General features: G+C 64.7%; 18 protein-coding genes. 12 read left to right on the top strand and 6 right to left on the bottom strand.

Annotated features, from left to right (window positions below; genetic code table 11):
* The first annotated feature begins 30 nt into the window (after positions 1-30).
* The 8 genes from LMA02_RS11265 to LMA02_RS11300 all read left to right on the top strand — a co-directional run bounded on the left by LMA02_RS11265 (position 31) and on the right by LMA02_RS11300 (position 6,311).
* On the top strand, positions 31-636 hold the full coding sequence (locus tag LMA02_RS11265) for a TIGR00645 family protein (RefSeq protein WP_105789192.1): 606 nt from the start codon (positions 31-33) through the stop codon (positions 634-636).
* A gap of 34 nt (positions 637-670) precedes the next feature.
* Complete coding sequence (locus LMA02_RS11270) at positions 671-2,194, top strand: fumarate hydratase (protein WP_006762441.1); 1,524 nt, start codon at positions 671-673, stop codon at positions 2,192-2,194.
* Positions 2,195-2,387: 193 nt separating this feature from the next.
* Positions 2,388-2,864, top strand: coding sequence for a bacterioferritin (gene bfr, locus LMA02_RS11275; protein ID WP_047898567.1), 477 nt, complete (start codon positions 2,388-2,390; stop codon positions 2,862-2,864).
* Positions 2,865-2,901: 37 nt separating this feature from the next.
* Complete coding sequence (gene murI / locus LMA02_RS11280; RefSeq protein WP_228904945.1) at positions 2,902-3,765, top strand: glutamate racemase; 864 nt, start codon at positions 2,902-2,904, stop codon at positions 3,763-3,765.
* 150 nt (positions 3,766-3,915) lie between these two features.
* Positions 3,916-4,152 (top strand): (2Fe-2S)-binding protein, encoded by a 237-nt coding sequence (locus LMA02_RS11285; RefSeq protein ID WP_011885486.1) that lies wholly within the window; start codon positions 3,916-3,918, stop codon positions 4,150-4,152.
* A 217-nt stretch (positions 4,153-4,369) separates the two neighbouring features.
* Entirely contained in the window at positions 4,370-5,101 is a 732-nt protein-coding gene (locus LMA02_RS11290; protein ID WP_228904947.1) for an energy transducer TonB, read from the top strand.
* Positions 5,102-5,137: 36 nt separating this feature from the next.
* Positions 5,138-5,869, top strand: coding sequence for a MotA/TolQ/ExbB proton channel family protein (locus tag LMA02_RS11295; RefSeq protein ID WP_228904949.1), 732 nt, complete (start codon positions 5,138-5,140; stop codon positions 5,867-5,869).
* A gap of 13 nt (positions 5,870-5,882) precedes the next feature.
* Positions 5,883-6,311, top strand: a complete 429-nt coding sequence (locus LMA02_RS11300) for an ExbD/TolR family protein (protein ID WP_006754473.1) — start codon at positions 5,883-5,885, stop codon at positions 6,309-6,311.
* A gap of 378 nt (positions 6,312-6,689) precedes the next feature.
* Here LMA02_RS11300 and LMA02_RS11305 read toward each other — a convergent pair whose 3' ends face one another.
* Entirely contained in the window at positions 6,690-7,667 is a 978-nt protein-coding gene (locus tag LMA02_RS11305) for a LysR family transcriptional regulator (RefSeq protein WP_166724388.1), read from the bottom strand.
* Between the two features lie 122 nt (positions 7,668-7,789).
* Between LMA02_RS11305 and LMA02_RS11310 the strand changes: the two genes are divergently transcribed.
* The 3 genes from LMA02_RS11310 (at position 7,790) to hemP (ending at position 9,627) form a co-directional block, all read left to right on the top strand.
* On the top strand, positions 7,790-8,662 hold the full coding sequence (locus tag LMA02_RS11310) for a pirin family protein (protein ID WP_228904951.1): 873 nt from the start codon (positions 7,790-7,792) through the stop codon (positions 8,660-8,662).
* Positions 8,663-8,761: 99 nt separating this feature from the next.
* Positions 8,762-9,244, top strand: a complete 483-nt coding sequence (locus tag LMA02_RS11315; RefSeq protein ID WP_228904952.1) for an SRPBCC family protein — start codon at positions 8,762-8,764, stop codon at positions 9,242-9,244.
* Between the two features lie 137 nt (positions 9,245-9,381).
* Positions 9,382-9,627, top strand: coding sequence for a hemin uptake protein HemP (gene hemP, locus LMA02_RS11320; RefSeq protein WP_006760849.1), 246 nt, complete (start codon positions 9,382-9,384; stop codon positions 9,625-9,627).
* Between the two features lie 320 nt (positions 9,628-9,947).
* Here the strand turns inward: hemP and LMA02_RS11325 are convergent, their stop codons facing one another.
* The 5 genes from LMA02_RS11325 to uvrB all read right to left on the bottom strand — a co-directional run bounded on the left by LMA02_RS11325 (position 9,948) and on the right by uvrB (position 15,492).
* Entirely contained in the window at positions 9,948-11,345 is a 1,398-nt protein-coding gene (locus LMA02_RS11325; RefSeq protein WP_228904954.1) for a 4Fe-4S binding protein, read from the bottom strand.
* Positions 11,342-12,184, bottom strand: coding sequence for an FTR1 family iron permease (locus LMA02_RS11330; RefSeq protein ID WP_228904955.1), 843 nt, complete (start codon positions 12,182-12,184; stop codon positions 11,342-11,344). Before LMA02_RS11330 ends, LMA02_RS11325 begins: the two co-directional genes overlap by 4 nt.
* 58 nt (positions 12,185-12,242) lie before the next feature.
* Positions 12,243-12,575, bottom strand: a complete 333-nt coding sequence (locus tag LMA02_RS11335) for a cupredoxin domain-containing protein (RefSeq protein WP_059467825.1) — start codon at positions 12,573-12,575, stop codon at positions 12,243-12,245.
* Positions 12,576-12,630: 55 nt separating this feature from the next.
* Complete coding sequence (locus LMA02_RS11340) at positions 12,631-13,182, bottom strand: iron transporter (protein WP_006754465.1); 552 nt, start codon at positions 13,180-13,182, stop codon at positions 12,631-12,633.
* A gap of 219 nt (positions 13,183-13,401) precedes the next feature.
* The gene (uvrB, locus tag LMA02_RS11345; RefSeq protein ID WP_228904957.1) at positions 13,402-15,492 is read right to left on the bottom strand and encodes an excinuclease ABC subunit UvrB; all 2,091 of its coding nucleotides are present in this window, start codon (positions 15,490-15,492) and stop codon (positions 13,402-13,404) included.
* Positions 15,493-15,740: 248 nt separating this feature from the next.
* Between uvrB and LMA02_RS11350 the strand changes: the two genes are divergently transcribed.
* On the top strand, positions 15,741-16,940 hold the full coding sequence (locus tag LMA02_RS11350; RefSeq protein WP_228904958.1) for an amino acid aminotransferase: 1,200 nt from the start codon (positions 15,741-15,743) through the stop codon (positions 16,938-16,940).
* The last annotated feature ends 37 nt before the right edge of the window (positions 16,941-16,977 follow it).

A 16,977-nucleotide genomic window follows, 5' to 3' on the forward strand; every position in this document is an offset into this window, starting at 1 on the left:
ATACCTGCGCACAGCGCCCGTACCTCCATCATGTCTGCCCCGCATTCGCCCGGCTCCACCCGTCGTTCGCTACGCCCGCTTCCCGCGCTGATATTCATGAGCCGCTGGCTCCAGGTTCCGCTTTATCTGGGCCTGATCGTCGCGCAGGCCGTCTATGTATTCCTGTTCCTGAAGGAAGTCTGGCACCTGCTGTCGCACGCGACCAGCCTCGACGAGATCAGCGTGATGCTCGCGGTGCTCGGCCTGATCGACGTCGTGATGATCTCGAACCTGCTGATCATGGTGATCGTCGGCGGCTACGAAACGTTCGTGTCGCGCCTCGGCATCGAGGGCCATCCCGACGAGCCCGAGTGGCTCGACCATGTGAACGCGGGCGTGCTGAAGGTCAAGCTGTCGATGGCGCTGATCAGCATTTCGTCGATCCACCTGCTGAAGACCTTCATCAACCCGGACCAGCACACGACGCACGCGATCATGTGGCAGGTGATCATCCACGTGTCGTTCCTCGTATCGGCGCTCGTGATGGCGTGGGTCGACCGCCTGACGACCCATACGCACCCGGCCCATTTCCACGAGACGCACGCGCCAGCAGCGAACGAGTCCCGCAAGCCGGCCGAAGCAGCCGTCAACGCATAAACGCATTCCCCACAGTCCCCACAGAGTCTCAGCCATGACCGTCATCAAACAGGAAGACCTGATCCAGAGCATCGCGGATTCGCTGCAGTACATCAGCTACTACCACCCGCTCGACTACATCCAGGCCCTCGGCCGCGCGTACGAGCTGGAAGAAAGCCCGGCCGCGAAGGACGCGATCGCGCAGATCCTCACGAACAGCCGCATGTGCGCGGAAGGCAAGCGCCCGATCTGCCAGGACACCGGCATCGTCACGATCTTCGTGAAGGTCGGCATGGACGTGCGCTGGGACGGCGCGACGATGGGCCTCACCGACATGATCAACGAAGGCGTGCGCCGCGGTTACACGCACCCGGACAACGTGCTGCGCGCATCGATCGTCAACCCGCCGGAAGGCGCCCGCAAGAACACGAAGGACAACACGCCGGCCGTGATCCACTACGAGATCGTGCCGGGCGACAAGGTCGACGTGCAGGTCGCGGCGAAGGGCGGCGGCTCGGAGAACAAGTCGAAGTTCGTGATGCTGAACCCGTCGGATTCGATCGTCGACTGGGTGCTGAAGACGGTCCCGACGATGGGCGCCGGCTGGTGCCCGCCGGGCATGCTCGGGATCGGCATCGGCGGCACCGCTGAAAAGGCGATGCTGATGGCGAAGGAATCGCTGATGGAGCCGATCGACATTCAGGAAATCATCGCGCGCGGTCCGAAGGACTGGGTCGAGGAACTGCGCGTCGAGCTGCACGAGAAAGTCAACGCGCTCGGCATCGGCGCGCAGGGCCTCGGCGGCCTCGCGACCGTGCTCGACGTGAAGATCATGGCCGCTCCGACGCACGCGGCGTCGAAGCCGGTCGCGCTGATCCCGAACTGCGCGGCCACGCGCCACGCGCACTTCGTGCTCGACGGCTCGGGTCCGGCCAAGCTTGAAGCGCCGTCGCTCGACGCATGGCCGAAGGTCCAGTGGGAACCGAACACCGAAACCAGCAAGCGCGTCGACCTGAACACGCTGACGCCGGAAGAAGTCGCGAGCTGGGCGCCGGGCCAGACGCTGCTGCTGTCGGGCAAGATGCTCACGGGCCGCGACGCCGCGCACAAGCGCATCGCCGACATGCTCGCGAAGGGCGAGAAGCTGCCGGTCGACTTCACGAACCGCGTGATCTACTACGTGGGTCCGGTCGATCCGGTGCGTGACGAAGTGGTCGGCCCGGCAGGCCCGACGACGGCCACGCGGATGGACAAGTTCACCGAGACGATGCTCGCTCAGACGGGTCTGATCTCGATGGTCGGCAAGGCCGAACGCGGCCCGGTCGCGATCGACGCGATCAAGAAGCACAAGGCCGCCTACCTGATGGCGGTCGGCGGTGCGGCGTATCTCGTGTCGAAGGCGATCCGCGGCGCGAAGGTGCTCGCATTCGAAGACCTCGGCATGGAAGCGATCTACGAGTTCGACGTGCAGGACATGCCGGTGACGGTGGCCGTCGATTCGTCGGGCACGTCGGTGCACCAGACCGGTCCGAAGGAGTGGCAGGCGAAGATCGGCAAGATCCCGGTCGCAACCGCTTAAGCGCGATCGAACGAAAGGCCGGACGGGAGTCCGGCCTTTTTACTTCCCATTCCCATTCTCGCGCGCGGCCCGTTACTCAAGGCTGATTCTCATTACACGCAAAAGGCAGGCCCGACAAGGCTTCGAGGCTTGGCTTTTCTCGTTCGAGCGATTATCGTTCGGTTTCTGAAGCCCCACTGAACAAGGAATAGCCATGCAAGGCGACAAGAAAGTCATCGAATACCTGAACGCCCAACTGAAGAACGAACTCACGGCGATCAACCAGTACTTCCTGCATGCGCGCATGTACAAGCACTGGGGCCTCGACAAGCTCGGCAAGCACGAATACGACGAATCGATCGGCGAAATGAAGCACGCCGACTGGCTGATCGAGCGCGTGTTCATGCTCGACGGCCTGCCGAACCTGCAGGACCTGCACAAGCTGCTCGTCGGCGAGGAAACCGAAGAGATCCTGAAATGCGACCTGAAGCTCGAGCAGATCTCGCAGACCACCTGCAAGGAAGCGATCGCCTACTGCGAATCGGTGCGTGACTACGTGTCGCGCGAAATCTTCGAAAAGATTCTCGACGACACCGAAGAGCACATCGACTGGCTGGAAACGCAGATCGACCTGATCGGCAAGGTCGGCCTGCAGAACTACCAGCAGACGATGATGGGTTCGCCCGAGTAATCGCCACCACGGCCCACATCGCCACCTCGCCGTCCGCATGACGATGACGCACCAGCCAGCCGCTTCCGGGGTCCGCCCCGCCGCCCCCGTCGGGATCTTCGATTCGGGGCTCGGCGGCCTGTCGGTACTGCGCGCCGTGCGCGCGCACCTGCCCGGCGAGTCGTTCGTCTACGTCGCCGATTCGCACCACGCGCCGTATGGGCCGCGCGACGAGGCGTTCATTACGGAACGCACGCTGGCCATCGGCGAGTGGCTCGCCCGCGAAGGGGCGAAAGCGCTCCTCATCGCGTGCAACACGGCAACGGCGCGAGCGATCGCGGCCATCCGCGAACGCCTGTCGATACCGCTCGTCGGTGTCGAACCGGGCATCAAACCGGCCGCCGCGCTGTCCACGACCGGCGTCGCGGGCGTCCTCGCGACGCAATCGACGCTGAACAGTCCCCGCTTCCAGGCGCTGCTCGACCGCTACGGCGCCGGCCGCCGCTTCATCTGCCAGCCGGGCCACGGGCTCGTCGAAGCGATCGAGCGCGGCGACACGAACTCGCCCGCATTGCGCACGTTGCTCGAGCGTTACCTGCAGCCGATGCTCGACGACGGTGCCGATACGCTGGTGCTCGGCTGCACGCACTATCCGTTCTTCACAGAAACGATTCGTGACCTTGTTGGCGACCGCCTGACGATCGTCGACACGAGTGATGCCATCGCGCGCCAGCTCGCGCGGGTGCTCGACGAACGCTGCCTGCGCGCGCCGGCCGGCACGCGTGCCGCGCCGCCGCGCTTTTGCTCGACGAGCGATGGCCTGCAACTGCGCGCCCTCGCCTCGACGCTGCTCGGCCTCGACGCGCCCGTCGAATCCGTCACCATCTCCTCGCCGAACGCGCGCGCCTGCGCGACCGCCTGACGCGCGCCGGCACCCCGCCGGCACGCCCTCTCCTGCCGCCCCCGCCTTTTCAAGGGTCCGATGGCCTTAAAAAAAGCCGTGCCCAGGCTTGTCAACACCCGCAAATTTAATGATAATAATTCGCATTACCGTTAGCTATCGCAACTCATCATGATCGTCTGCGTGTGCAAGTCTGTTTCGGATCGCAAGATTCGCGCGTCCCTCGCCGAGGGCGTGAGTTCCTTCGATGAACTCCAGTTCGAACTCGGCGTGGCCACGTGCTGCGGCAAGTGCGAGGAGTCCGTACGCGACCTCATGGCCGAGCAAGGCGTCTGCGCGAGCCGGTGCGGCGTCGAGCACCACGCTCACCCGATCCCGGTCACGTTCTACGACCGCAAGGCCGCCTGAGCGGCGCCGAGCGTGCGCATGCGGCCGCTGCCGCATTTTATGTCCGACCGTCAGCAAGCCATCTTCCGCGCGAGCCAGCGGCTTACCTGCCAAGGAGCCTGTCATGGAATTGCTGATCGGATTTGTGACCACCGTTTGCATCTCGCTGCTGATCTTCCGCAAGTAGTGCCGATTCACCCGCCGCGCCCCGGGTGCGACGTCGTTCTTTCAAGCTAACATGCAGGCTTCGCAATCCGCTCCTGCCGGCGTCTTGCCGGTTGCACCCCGTATGAATCCCCGGGTCATCACCGTCGCGGTCGGTGTGCTTGCCGCACACGCGATCATGCTGGCGGCCGCGTGGCTCCATCGCAACGCGCCGCCGCCGAAATCGGTCGAAGTCCAGTCGATCACCGCGCAGCTCATCACGCCTGCGCCGATCGCCCAGCAGGTCGCGGCCGAATCGATCCCGCAGCCCGCGCCGCCGAAGCCCACCCCGCGCGTCAAACCGAAGGTCGAGCCGAAGCCGGTGCAGAAAGCGGCGAAGCCTGCGCCTCAGCCGGTTGCGCAATCGCCTGCCCCGTCGCCGACGCCCGCGCCGGCTGCCGATCCGACGCCGGCTCCCGCCGCGCCCGCAGCTGCAGCGCCGGCCGCAACGCCCGCCCCGGCTCGCGAAACGATGCAGGTCAGCGCGCCCAAGAACGTGCCGGCGCTTCAATGCAACTTCGTGAAACCCGATTACCCGTCGATGTCGCGTCGCCGCGGCGAATCGGGCACCGCCTATGTTCACTTCGTCGTCGGCGTGACCGGCAAGATCGAAAGCGTCGAACTGCAGAAGAGCAGCGGTTATCCGCGCCTCGACGATGCCGCACTCGACGCGATGCGCTCGACCACCTGCCGTCCGTATATCGAGAACGGCCAGGCGATCCGCGCCGCCCGCACACAGCCCTACAACTTCGGGCTCACCGACTAACCTGCCTCATCCGGAAGATTCAAAGGAAACAAAAAAATGCAAAGCTACGGTATCGCGCACGTCTGGGCGCAAGGTGATTTCGTCACGCGCGCCATTGCGATCACGCTGCTCGTGATGTCGGTCCTGTCGTGGATCGTGATCCTCGTCAAGGGCTGGAACGTGATTCGCCTGAACCGCCTCACGAAGAACGCGGAACAGGCGTTCTGGCATTCGGACGACTTCGACGACGGCATCAAGAAGCTCGGCCTCACCGCATCGACGCCGAACGACAACCCGTTCCTCGCGCTCGCGCTGTCGGGCAAGGAAGCCGCCGATCACCACCATCAGACGCAGCCGCACCTGCACGACCGCATGGACGTGTCCGACTGGGTCACGCGCTGCCTGAAGGACACGATGGACGAAGGCATCTCGCGCATGCAGGCCGGCCTCGCGATTCTCGCGTCGATCGGCAGCACGGCGCCGTTCGTCGGCCTGTTCGGCACGGTCTGGGGCATCTACCACGCGCTGCTCGTGATCGGCGCAACCGGCCAGACGTCGATCGACCAGGTCGCGGGCCCGGTCGGCGAATCGCTGATCATGACGGCCTTCGGCCTGTTCGTCGCGATTCCCGCCGTGCTCGGCTACAACGCACTGACCCGCGCGAACAAGGGTGTCGTCAGCAAGCTGCGCCGCTTCGCACACGGTCTGCACGCCTACTTCGTGACGGGCGCGCGCCTCGCGTCGTCGTCGCCCCGCGACGGCCTGCGTCTTGCGACGCGCGCCAGCTGAGACGAGGTGAATCATGGCAATGAACACCGGCTTCAGCGATGACGACGACGATGGCGTGATGAGCGAGATCAACATGACGCCGCTCGTCGACGTCATGCTCGTACTCCTGATCATCTTCCTCGTGACGATCCCGGCGATGCAGCACGCGGTGAAGATCGACCTGCCGCACGCGAGCAGCCAGCCCGTCGACGAAAAGCCGCAAACGGTCGACGTCGCGATTCAAGGCAACGGCACGATCCTGTGGAACGACCAGACGGTCACGCGCGAGCAGCTGCAGGCACACATCGCGGAAGCGGCACAGCATCAGCCGCAACCGGAGTTGCACCTGCGCGCCGATCGCAAGGTTGCCTATGAGCGTGTGGCGGAAGTGATGTCCGACGCGCAGGCCGGCGGCCTGACGAAGCTTGGCTTCGTGACAGAGCCGACCGCGAAGGCGAAGTAACGCACGCGCATTTCGCGCGTCGCTGTTGACCGTCGCCGGCCGCACCTCGCCGGCCGCACAAAGTAAAAGGCCTTCATCGCCAGATGAAGGCCTTTTTTCATGCGCACGCGGGCGCCTTCGGGCGGCGGGCTCTTCGGCGGTATCGGTTGCGCCTCGAGCAACGCAATGCGGCTACCGTGGTCTGCACGGACTGCGCGTTCTGCCCTATCTGGCTCGCAATATATGCTGCCACCTGACTCCGCTCAGAACTTCCTTCGCGAAATGGGATTTCAATATAGGCCCGCGCGCGGACGCATTCAAGGCCCCGGCGATTGAAACTTGCGATTGCAGGCGACGCTTCAATGACAAAACAAATTTGCCACGACGCGCATCTTGCATTCAGGTGGACGAAACATCGGCCGCCGTGGCTTCCTTCTTCGCACGCTCAGGGCAGCTCGGCTGCTTGTAATCGCCGTGATCGAGCTTCTCGACCAAATAGTCGACGAACGCACGGACCGCGGGCGGCATTCCCTGCCGCGACACGAACACCGCATAGAGTTGCGGCACCGGCAACGTCCAGCCCGGCATCACCGGCGACAACTGGCCGGCGCGCAATGCATTGCCGTACATCATCTCCGGCAGCGCCGCGATGCCGAGGCCGTCGAGCACGGCCTCGCGGATCGTCATCAGATCGGCCGTCACGAGCCTCGGATCGTGCTCGTGCAAGTGACGGGTGCCGTCCGGCGCGATCAGGTTGAACACGTGCCGTCCGTCGACGCTCGGCGTATCGAGCGTCTCGAAGCGTGCCAGATCGTCCGGCACGAGCGGCGGCGCATTCTGGCTCAGCAGGCTCGGCGCGCCGACCAGCATCTGCTCGGTCCGCCACAATGGCCGCACGACGATGTTTGCGTTCTGCGGCGGCTCCGAGCGCACGCGCAACGCGACATCGACCGAATCCTCGAACAGGTCGATCACGCGGTTCGTCACCCGGATGTGCACCTTCACCTCGGGATAGCGGTGCAGGAATTCGGGGAGGATGCGCGACAGCATCGTCTGCGACAGCGTGACAGGGACGCTCACGCGCACCGAGCCGCGCGGCGACGAGCGCAGCTGCTGCACGGCGTTCATCGCGGCCTGGGCTTCGGCGAGCATCGCCTGGCAATGCTGGTAGAAGAGCTCCCCGGCCTCGGTCAGGGCGAGCTTGCGCGTCGAACGCTGCAGCAGGCGCACGCCGAGCGCCGCTTCGAGTTCGGTCAGGCGCCGCGACAGGCGCGATTTCGAGATACCCAGCACGCGCTCCGCAGCCGAGAACCCGCCGTGTTCGACGACCTGCGAAAAATACATGAGGTCGTTCAGGTTGTGTGCATCGATGTTCATGTCATCGTTCCAATTTCAGAACAATCCATTGCGAACCGCCGCAAATCGGACCGCAAAACGCCCAATATAATAGCGCTATGTTTCAAAAATAACGCTATTCCGATGATTTCGAGGGCTTCTGCATGACGACCGCTCGCTCGCTTGACCGCACGTACCCCGCTCTTCGCACCACCGAGGGCGGCGGCTTCGTGGTTCACCGCCCGTTCCCGACCCGACTGCTGATGGATTTCGATCCGTTCCTGCTGCTCGATGAAATGGGCCCCGTCGACTATGCCCCCGGCGAAGCCAAGGGCGCGCCCGACCATCCGCATCGCGGCTTCGAGACCGTCACCTACGTTCTCGACGGGCGCTTTCGCCATCGCGACTCGGCCGGCCATGCCGGCACGCTCGGGCCCGGCGACGTGCAGTGGATGACGGCCGGCGCGGGCGTCGTGCACAGCGAAATGCCGGATCCCGAATTCGCGCAGGCAGGCGGGCGCTCGCACGGCTTCCAGCTGTGGGTCAACCTGCCGCGCCGCGACAAGCTGATCGCACCGCGCTACCAGGAAATCTCGGCCGACCGCATCCCGAGCGCCACGTCGCCGGACGGCCGTGCGCAGGTCCGCGTGATCGCCGGCGAAGCGTTCGGTGTGCGTGCCGCGATCGAGACGCGCACGCCGATCCTCTACCAGCATTTCACCCTGCAACCGGGCGCAACGGTCACGCAGCCGGTGCCGGCAGGTTATCGCGTATTCGCCTACCCGCTCGACGGAGCGGGCCGCTACGGGCCCGACAGGCAACGCGTCGACGCACGGCACATGGTCGTCTACGGTGACGATGGCGACGCCGTGACATTCGAAGCCGGCGATACGTCGCTCGAGCTGCTGCTGATCGGCGGCGTCCCGCTCAACGAGCCGATCGTCCGCTATGGCCCGTTCGTGATGAATACCGAGGAAGAGATCCGGCAGGCCGTCGTCGACTACCAGACGGGCCGCATGGGCCGCATCGAAGCGTGACGTGCAATCGGGGCCGCAACTGCCGCGAAACGGCTTGTTTTGCGTCACAATAACTTCTTGATCCATGTGGCTGCCCGCCACCAGAAGGAATCCGTCCCCTTGAACTTCGAACATCTGATCCAGATCAACTCCGACGATCCGGGTGTGCCGTCCCTGACCCGCGACCAGCTCTGGGAAGGCCTCGTGCTGCGCGCCGAACAGCCGCAGCTGTTCCTGATCGGTCTCGACAGCTGTGTCGTCCACGAACGGACGGACACGACGCTCGAACGCGAGCTGCACTACGGGCATGCGATCGTGCGCGACCGCGTGACGTTCATCCCGAACCAGCAAGTGCGCTACGACATCCATGCGGCCGGCGGTGAAATCGGCGGCTCGCTGACGATGACGATCGAGGAGCGTGAAGACCACGAGCTGTTCCTGCGTTTCGAATACCGCACGACGCTGACCGTCACGGACGACAGCGAGGAAGCGCGTCACACGCACGGTATCGTCAAGGAAGCGTATCGCACGTCGGACATCGATACGGTGCGCCTGATCCGCGAATACGCACAAGGGCGCAAGGACCCTGATCCGCTCCACTGACGGCGGCGGCGGCTGCGGGCCGCCTCTTTGACTCAAGCTATCAGGTTTGTTGCATCGATCGATAAAGAGTTTTTGTAAATGGGAATAGTTATCATTTAGAATTCATTCCATCGCATCGACTGTTACCGATCAACCGAATGACCGACACCACGCGCCCGACCACGCTGACCTTGCGCCGCACGACCGGCACCGCAAGCGGCAACCGTCAGAAGACGGCAGCGGTCACGACGCCGGCGAAACCCGCCGGAAGCCGCGATGCCGGCACACGGACCCTCAGCAGCGATGCGCTGCTGCAAGGTCACAGCCACATCAGCATCGCGCATAACGGAGAGACATATCAGTTGCGTGCCACGCGGCTCGGCAAACTGATCCTGACGAAGTAACGACAGAGTATTGTGGGGACCACCTCCCTGAGAGGTGTTGGGCAGTAGCCAGCGTAACGGCTTGCACGCGAGATCTAGACCCCTTCGTGCAAATACACTCAAGCAGCCGTTGCAGCAAGCCAAGCCACTTTTTTGGTTCTCGCACAAGGAAGAAAAAAAGCGACACGTCGAAAGACGTGTCGCTTTTTGTTTGGGCGTCCACAGACAAAGGAAAAGGCATCGCAGCTGTCGGCGCTGCTGTTTCAGCGGACTCCGGAGCCCGGCGGCGGAACACCTCGCCTCCTACTCCTGAGCGCGGCCGCAAGGCCTTCAATCCCGCATCAGAAACCCCAGAACATCAACCACCACGCGCTGTCGATGACGGCCAGGCCGGCCGCGAACCACGCGAATGCAGCCAGTCGGCGCGGCCACGCGGCATAGCGCCCCGTCACCTTCCAGGCCAGCCACGCGCTCCACGCGTTCGCACAAACCAGAATCGCGATGCGCACATCCGTCGCCCAGCCGAGCGGCACGTGCTCGGCCCGCAGCAGCGATAGCGTCGTCGCCGACAGCCCGAGGAACACGCCAGCACCCGCGATCGGGATCAGCGCCTGCGCGAGATGATGAAGACGCACGCGGTCGAAACGGCCGAGCATCAGCGTCGCGCCGGCCAGCAGCACGAGCAGCGCGGTACCGTACACGAGCCCCGTGCCGACGATATAGCCGACGACCAGCCCGCCGTCGAGCCACGAGAACACGTCGTTGCGATCCGGGTAATGCGTGAGCAGGAACCACGGCGCATTGGTCTCGAGCGGCCACGTGATGTCGTGGTCGATCAGCCAGCCCGCGAGGAATTGCTTGATCTGCACGAACCACGGGCTGACGGTCCAGTGGAACGCACCGATCGCGACGCCGAGCAGGCCGTACAGGATCAGTGCCGTGTCCCACGGGTTCGCCTGTTGCGCGCCGAGGTTCACGACCTCGTCGGACGGCGAGCGCCACGACAGTTCGATCGCATCGCGGTGCCCGCTACAGCGGCCGCACATGTGGCACTCGGCGGCGCCTTTCATGTTGCGCAACGGCACGAGCGGCGCGCAGTTGATCGGAATCACGCGATGTCCGTGCTCGCCGTTCTTGTACGAGCGTCGCCAGGCATCCTCGTCGACCTTGTAGCGCATCGGCGCGAGCCGCGACAGCAATCCGAACACGCCGTTGACCGGGCACAGGTACTTGCACCACACGCGCTTCTCGCGGCCGTACAGCAGGCCGATCACGATCGCGCCGACGGTCGAGCCGCCGAGCACGAACAGCACGGCGAGCGGGTACTGGTACACGCTGACCATCTGCCCGTAGATCGTCGTGAGCCCGAACGCGACGAACGGCCAGCCGCCCCACCGCATCCAGCGCGGAATCGCGGCGCCGCGGCCGAACCGGCTCGCGTATTCGGTGAGCGCGCCTTCCGGGCACAGCACGCCGCACCAGACGCGGCCGAGCATCACCATCGACAGCAGCACGAACGGCCACCAGATGCCCCAGAACACGAACTGCGCGATCAGCGTGAGGTTGTTCCACAGGTGCGCGGAATCGTCCGGCAGCGGCAATACCGCCGGCACGATGATCAGGAATGCATAGACGGCGACGACGACCCACTGGATGCCGCGGATCGCCGCGCCGTGGCGCTGCATCCACTGGCCGGCCTGTGCGAGCCAGCCCGGCTTGGTTGCGGCGGCAACGCTCATGCCGTGCGGCCCGCTGTGACGGCCGGACGGCGGCTCGCGCGCTTCATCAGCAACCAGACGACCGCCCAGTACACCGCATAGGCGACCAGGTTGGTCAGCGCCGGGTGCGCGCGATAGCCGGTCAGCGTCGCGACGAGCGAACCGAACGTGCCGGAATCATCGAGGATCGCGGACGTGTCCCACACCTGCGAGATGCCGAGCGGCAGGATTTCCTTGTCGATCAGCTTGTCGACGCCGGTCTGGAACAGGCCCGCACCGAGGAACAGCAGCATCACTTCGGTGACGCGGAAGAAATGCCGCCACGAGAAGTACTTGCCGCCGAGCTGCAGCAGATAGAACGTGAGGAACGCGAGGCCGAGGCCGATCAAGACCGCGAGCATCTGGCTGGCGTCCACGTGCCCCGACTGGCCGAAACCGAGGCCGTACAGGAAGATCACCGTTTCGCTGCCTTCGCGGGCGATCGCGAGCGCGACCAGCACGGCAACGCCCCACCAGTTCGAATCGCGCGTGCTCTGCTGCAGCGACTGCTCCATGTCGCGCTTCAGCGTGCGGCCGTGCCGGCGCATCCACAACACCATCTGCACGATCAGCACGCAGGCGATCAGCACCATCGCGGTCTGGAAATAGTCCTGTGCGTCGCCGGACAGCACTTCAGTGAAGCCGACGAGTGCGGCGCCGAGGCCGACTGCCATCAGCAGGCCGACTGCCACACCCGTCCACAGAAAGGGCAGGCCGCGGCGCGCGTCGTCGTCGCCGTTCTTCAGCCATGCATAGAGGATGCCGACGACGAGCAGCGCTTCGACGCTCTCCCGCCAGACGATGAACAAGATCTGACCCATTGAATCCTCCTGACGTGCGGGGCACGGCACGCGTGCACCCGTACGCAGATAAAACGCATTACTTCGCGACGATCACGCCCTGTGCCTGCTGGTGGAAATCGTCGAAAAACTTGTACTCGCCCGGCGACAGCGGGGCGACAACCACGAACGAATCGGCGCCCGGCGCGAGCACCTTCTCCTTGCGCAACTGCACGCTCTCGAATTCGGCGGCGCCCTTGCCGGTATTCCTGATCTCGATCTTGAAGCGCTGACCGGCCGGCACTTCGATGCGGGCGGGACTCAGCTTGCCGTCCGTCATCTCGAGCTTGAACGTCGGCAGATCGGCGGCATGCGCCGCGCCGGCAAGCCACAGCGCGGCGGCTGCGGCGACGATTTTCTGGGGAAATTTCATTCTGGGTTCTCTACGCTGACGGCGCGCCGAAGCGCGCCGTCCGTGATGCCGCCGATCAGTACCCGCCCTTCTTGCCGATGCCGGCGAACGGGAAGTCGTATTCGAGGGTGACGGGCTTGAACCATGCACCCACGCCGGTTTCCTTGTCGACGTGACGGCCGAACGCCATGTGGCCCGACTGCATCGGCGGCTTGACGATCATCGTCAGGTGGTACTTGCCCGGGCCGGCCAGCTTCACGTTGTCGCCGTAGTGCGGGCCGTCGCTCGCGACCATGCCCATCAGGTCGCCTTCGGCCTTCCACTTCGTATCGCCCTGCTTCGTCAGCTTGTACGTGACCTGCAGGTACGGCATCCAGTCGCCTTCCGCGAAACCCGTCGGGTTGTTCTTGACCGCGTGGATGTCCGCCTCGAGGTGGATGTCCGAATCCGACGCCTTGCGCATCATCCCTTCCGGATCCATCGTGATCGGCTGCAGGTACACCGCGCCGATTTCCATGCCGCCCTGGATCTGCTGCTTGCCGATCGGATATTCGGCCGCCGAGGCCGACATCGCGGCAAGCGCCGCCGCTACCGCAACCGACGTGCGGATGAACGAAGAACCCAACATGGACACTCCTTGTTATTTGTCTGACAAGCTGCCAACCGCCCTCCTGGACGGCTCGCCGAAAACACTAACGCAATGAAGAACGCTAATGCGAACTATTCTCAATACTTGCGAAGTGTAGCACCGAACCGGCGCCGGAACAAACAAGCCCCCCGGTAAACCCCTGATGCGACAAGGCTTACAGCCGAGTTACCGGGAGGTTTCAGTGACGTTTGGAAAGATTTACCGGCCGCCGTTGACGTGGTCGCCCACGTTCGCGCCGAACACACGTTCGCGCAGCAGCGCCAGCTGGTCGCGGGTGGCCGCGGCCTTTTCGAATTCGAGGTTCTTCGCGTAGTCGGCCATCTGCTTTTCGAGACGCTTGATTTCTTTCGCGAGCTGCTTTTCCGACATGTCCTCGAACTTCGCGCGTTGCTGCGCTTCCTTCAGCTCGGCGCGCGCGTCGTCGGCGTTGTAGACGCCGTCGATGATGTCCTTGATGCGCTTCACGACGCCGCGCGGCGTGATGCCCATCTTCTCGTTGTGCGCGATCTGCTTCGCGCGGCGCCGTTCGGTCTCGCCGATCGCGCGCTTCATCGATTCGGTCATCGTGTCGGCGTAGAGGATCGCCTTGCCGTTCACGTTGCGCGCCGCGCGGCCGATCGTCTGGATCAGCGAGCGCTCGGCGCGCAGGAAACCTTCCTTGTCCGCGTCCAGAATCGCGACGAGCGACACTTCCGGAATGTCCAGGCCTTCGCGCAGCAGGTTGATCCCGACCAGCACGTCGAACGTGCCGAGTCGCAGGTCGCGGATGATCTCGACCCGCTCCACCGTGTCGATGTCGCTGTGCAGGTAGCGTACCTTGACGCCGTGGTCGGCAAGGAACTCGGTGAGCTGCTCGGCCATCCGCTTCGTCAGCACGGTGATCAGCACGCGCTCGCCGGCGTTCACGCGCGCGTTGATCTCGGCCAGCACGTCGTCGACCTGCGAGCTGGCCGGGCGCACTTCGATTTCCGGATCGACGAGCCCGGTCGGCCGCACCACCTGCTCGGCGATCTGCCCCGTCACGCGCTTCTCGTAGTCGGCAGGCGTCGCCGACACGAACACCACCTGGCGCATCTTGCGTTCGAACTCCGGGAACTTGAGCGGTCGGTTGTCCAGCGCCGACGGCAGCCGGAATCCGTAGTTGACGAGATTCTCCTTGCGCGCGCGGTCGCCGTTGTACATGCCGTTCAGCTGGCCGATCAGCACATGCGATTCGTCAAGCAGCATCAGCGCGTCGGGCGGCAGGTAGTCGACGAGCGTCGGCGGCGGCTCGCCGGGCGCGGCACCCGAGAAGTGCCGCGAGTAGTTCTCGATGCCCTTGCAGAAGCCGAGCTCCTGCAGCATCTCGAGATCGAAGCGCGTGCGCTGCTCGAGGCGCTGCGCCTCGACGAGCTTGCCATCGCGGTGGAAGAACTCGAGGCGCTCGCGCAATTCGTCCTTGATCGTCTCGACCGCACGCATCACGGTGTCGCGCGGCGTCACGTAGTGCGACGACGGATATACCGTGAAGCGCGGAATCTTCTGCCGCACGCGGCCGGTCAGCGGGTCGAACAGCTGCAGCGTCTCGACCTCGTCGTCGAACAGCTCGACGCGCACGGCCATCTCCGCATGCTCGGCCGGGAAGATGTCGATCGTGTCGCCGCGCACGCGGAACGTGCCGCGCTGGAAGTCCTGATCGTTGCGCGAGTACTGCATCGCGATCAACCGCGCGATCACGTCGCGCTGGCCGAGCTTGTCACCGGCGCGCAGCGTCAGGATCATCTTGTGGTACTCGGACGGGTTGCCGATACCGTAGATCGCCGACACCGTCGCGACGATCACCACGTCGCGGCGCTCCATCAGGCTCTTCGTCGCCGACAGCCGCATCTGCTCGATGTGCTCGTTGATCGACGAGTCCTTCTCGATGAACAGGTCGCGCTGCGGCACGTACGCTTCCGGCTGGTAATAGTCGTAGTACGAGACGAAGTACTCGACCGCGTTGCGCGGGAAGAACTCGCGGAACTCCGCGTAGAGCTGCGCCGCGAGCGTCTTGTTCGGTGCAAACACGATCGCCGGGCGGCCGAGCCGCGCGATCGTGTTCGCCATCGTGAAGGTCTTGCCCGAACCCGTCACGCCGAGCAGCGTCTGGAATGCGAGGCCGTCGCCGACGCCTTCGACGAGCGTTTCGATCGCGGTCGGCTGGTCGCCTGCGGGCGGATACGGCTGGTATAGCTGAAATGGCGACCCTTCGAAGGTCACGAATTTCGATTCGTCGAGCGCGTCGCCGACTTCGGCGTGATGTTCGGACATGGAGTGCGGCCGGAGCGAGGGCAAAAGACTATTCTAGCGCTTCGCGACGTTGCGGACCGCTGACGGCTCCTGACGCGCGGCAACGACCGAAATCGCAATTCGCCGCGCAATCGCCGCCTCCGGCAGCGTGAATTCGCTACAATATCAGGCTGCTGCGCTTTCCGGCGCCGTGCCCGTTGGCGCGCGGTCCGCTGCGCCCGCCCCGCCGGCTGAAAGCCTGACCCTCTTTTCACTACTGCCGAATCATCATGTCGCTCTTCTCCGCTGTCCAGCTTGCTCCCCGCGACCCGATCCTGGGCCTGAACGAAGCCTTCAACGCCGATGCGCGTCCGACCAAGGTCAACCTCGGCGTCGGTGTGTACACGAACGAAGAAGGCAAGATTCCGCTGCTGCGCGCCGTTCGCGAAGCGGAAAAGGCACGTGTCGACGCCGGCCTGCCGCGCGGCTATCTGCCGATCGACGGGATCGCCGCCTACGACGCAGCGGTGCAGAAGCTGCTGCTCGGCAACGATTCGCCGCTGATCGCCGCAGGTCGTGTGGTCACGGCGCAGGCGCTGGGCGGCACGGGCGCGCTGAAGATCGGCGCCGATTTCCTGCGCACCGTGAATCCGAACGCGAAGGTTGCGATCAGCGACCCGAGCTGGGAAAACCACCGCGCGCTGTTCGAAGCCGCCGGCTTCGAAGTCGTCGCCTATCCGTACTACGACGCCGCCACCAACGGCGTGAACTTCGAAGGCATGCTGTCGGCGCTGAACGGCTATGCGGCAGGCACGATCGTCGTGCTGCACGCGTGCTGCCACAACCCGACCGGCGTGGACCTGACCGAAGCGCAATGGCAGCAGGTCGTCGACGTCGTCAAGACGCGCAACCTCGTGCCGTTCCTCGACATGGCCTACCAGGGCTTCGGCGAGAACATCGAGGCAGATGCAGCTGCGGTGCGCCTGTTTGCCGCGGCCGACCTGAACGCATTCGTGTCGTCGTCGTTCTCGAAGTCGTTCTCGCTGTATGGCGAGCGCGTCGGCGCGCTGTCGATCATCACGTCGAGCAAGGAAGAAGCGACGCGTGTGCTGTCGCAACTGAAGCGCGTGATCCGCACGAACTACTCGAACCCGCCGACCCATGGCGGCGCCATCGTCGCGGCCGTGCTCGCGTCGCCGGAACTGCACGCTGCGTGGGTGCAGGAACTCGGCGAAATGCGCGACCGCATCCGTGCGATGCGCAACGGCCTCGTCGAGCGCCTGAAGGCGAGCGGCGTGGATCGCGACTTCAGCTTCATCAACGCGCAGCGCGGGATGTTCTCGTATTCGGGCCTGACCTCGGCGCAAGTCGATCGCCTGCGCGAAGAGTTCGGCATCTACGCAGTCGGCACGGGCCGCATCTGCGTCGCAGCGCTGAACACGCGCAACCTCGACGCGGTCGCCAATGCAGTCGCAGCGGTCCTGAAGTAAGTCGGCATCAGCGGGCGGCGGCCGTCACCGGCCCACC

The sequence above is a fragment of the Burkholderia sp. B21-005 genome (genome assembly GCF_020843965.1).
Taxonomy (GTDB): domain Bacteria; phylum Pseudomonadota; class Gammaproteobacteria; order Burkholderiales; family Burkholderiaceae; genus Burkholderia; species Burkholderia ambifaria.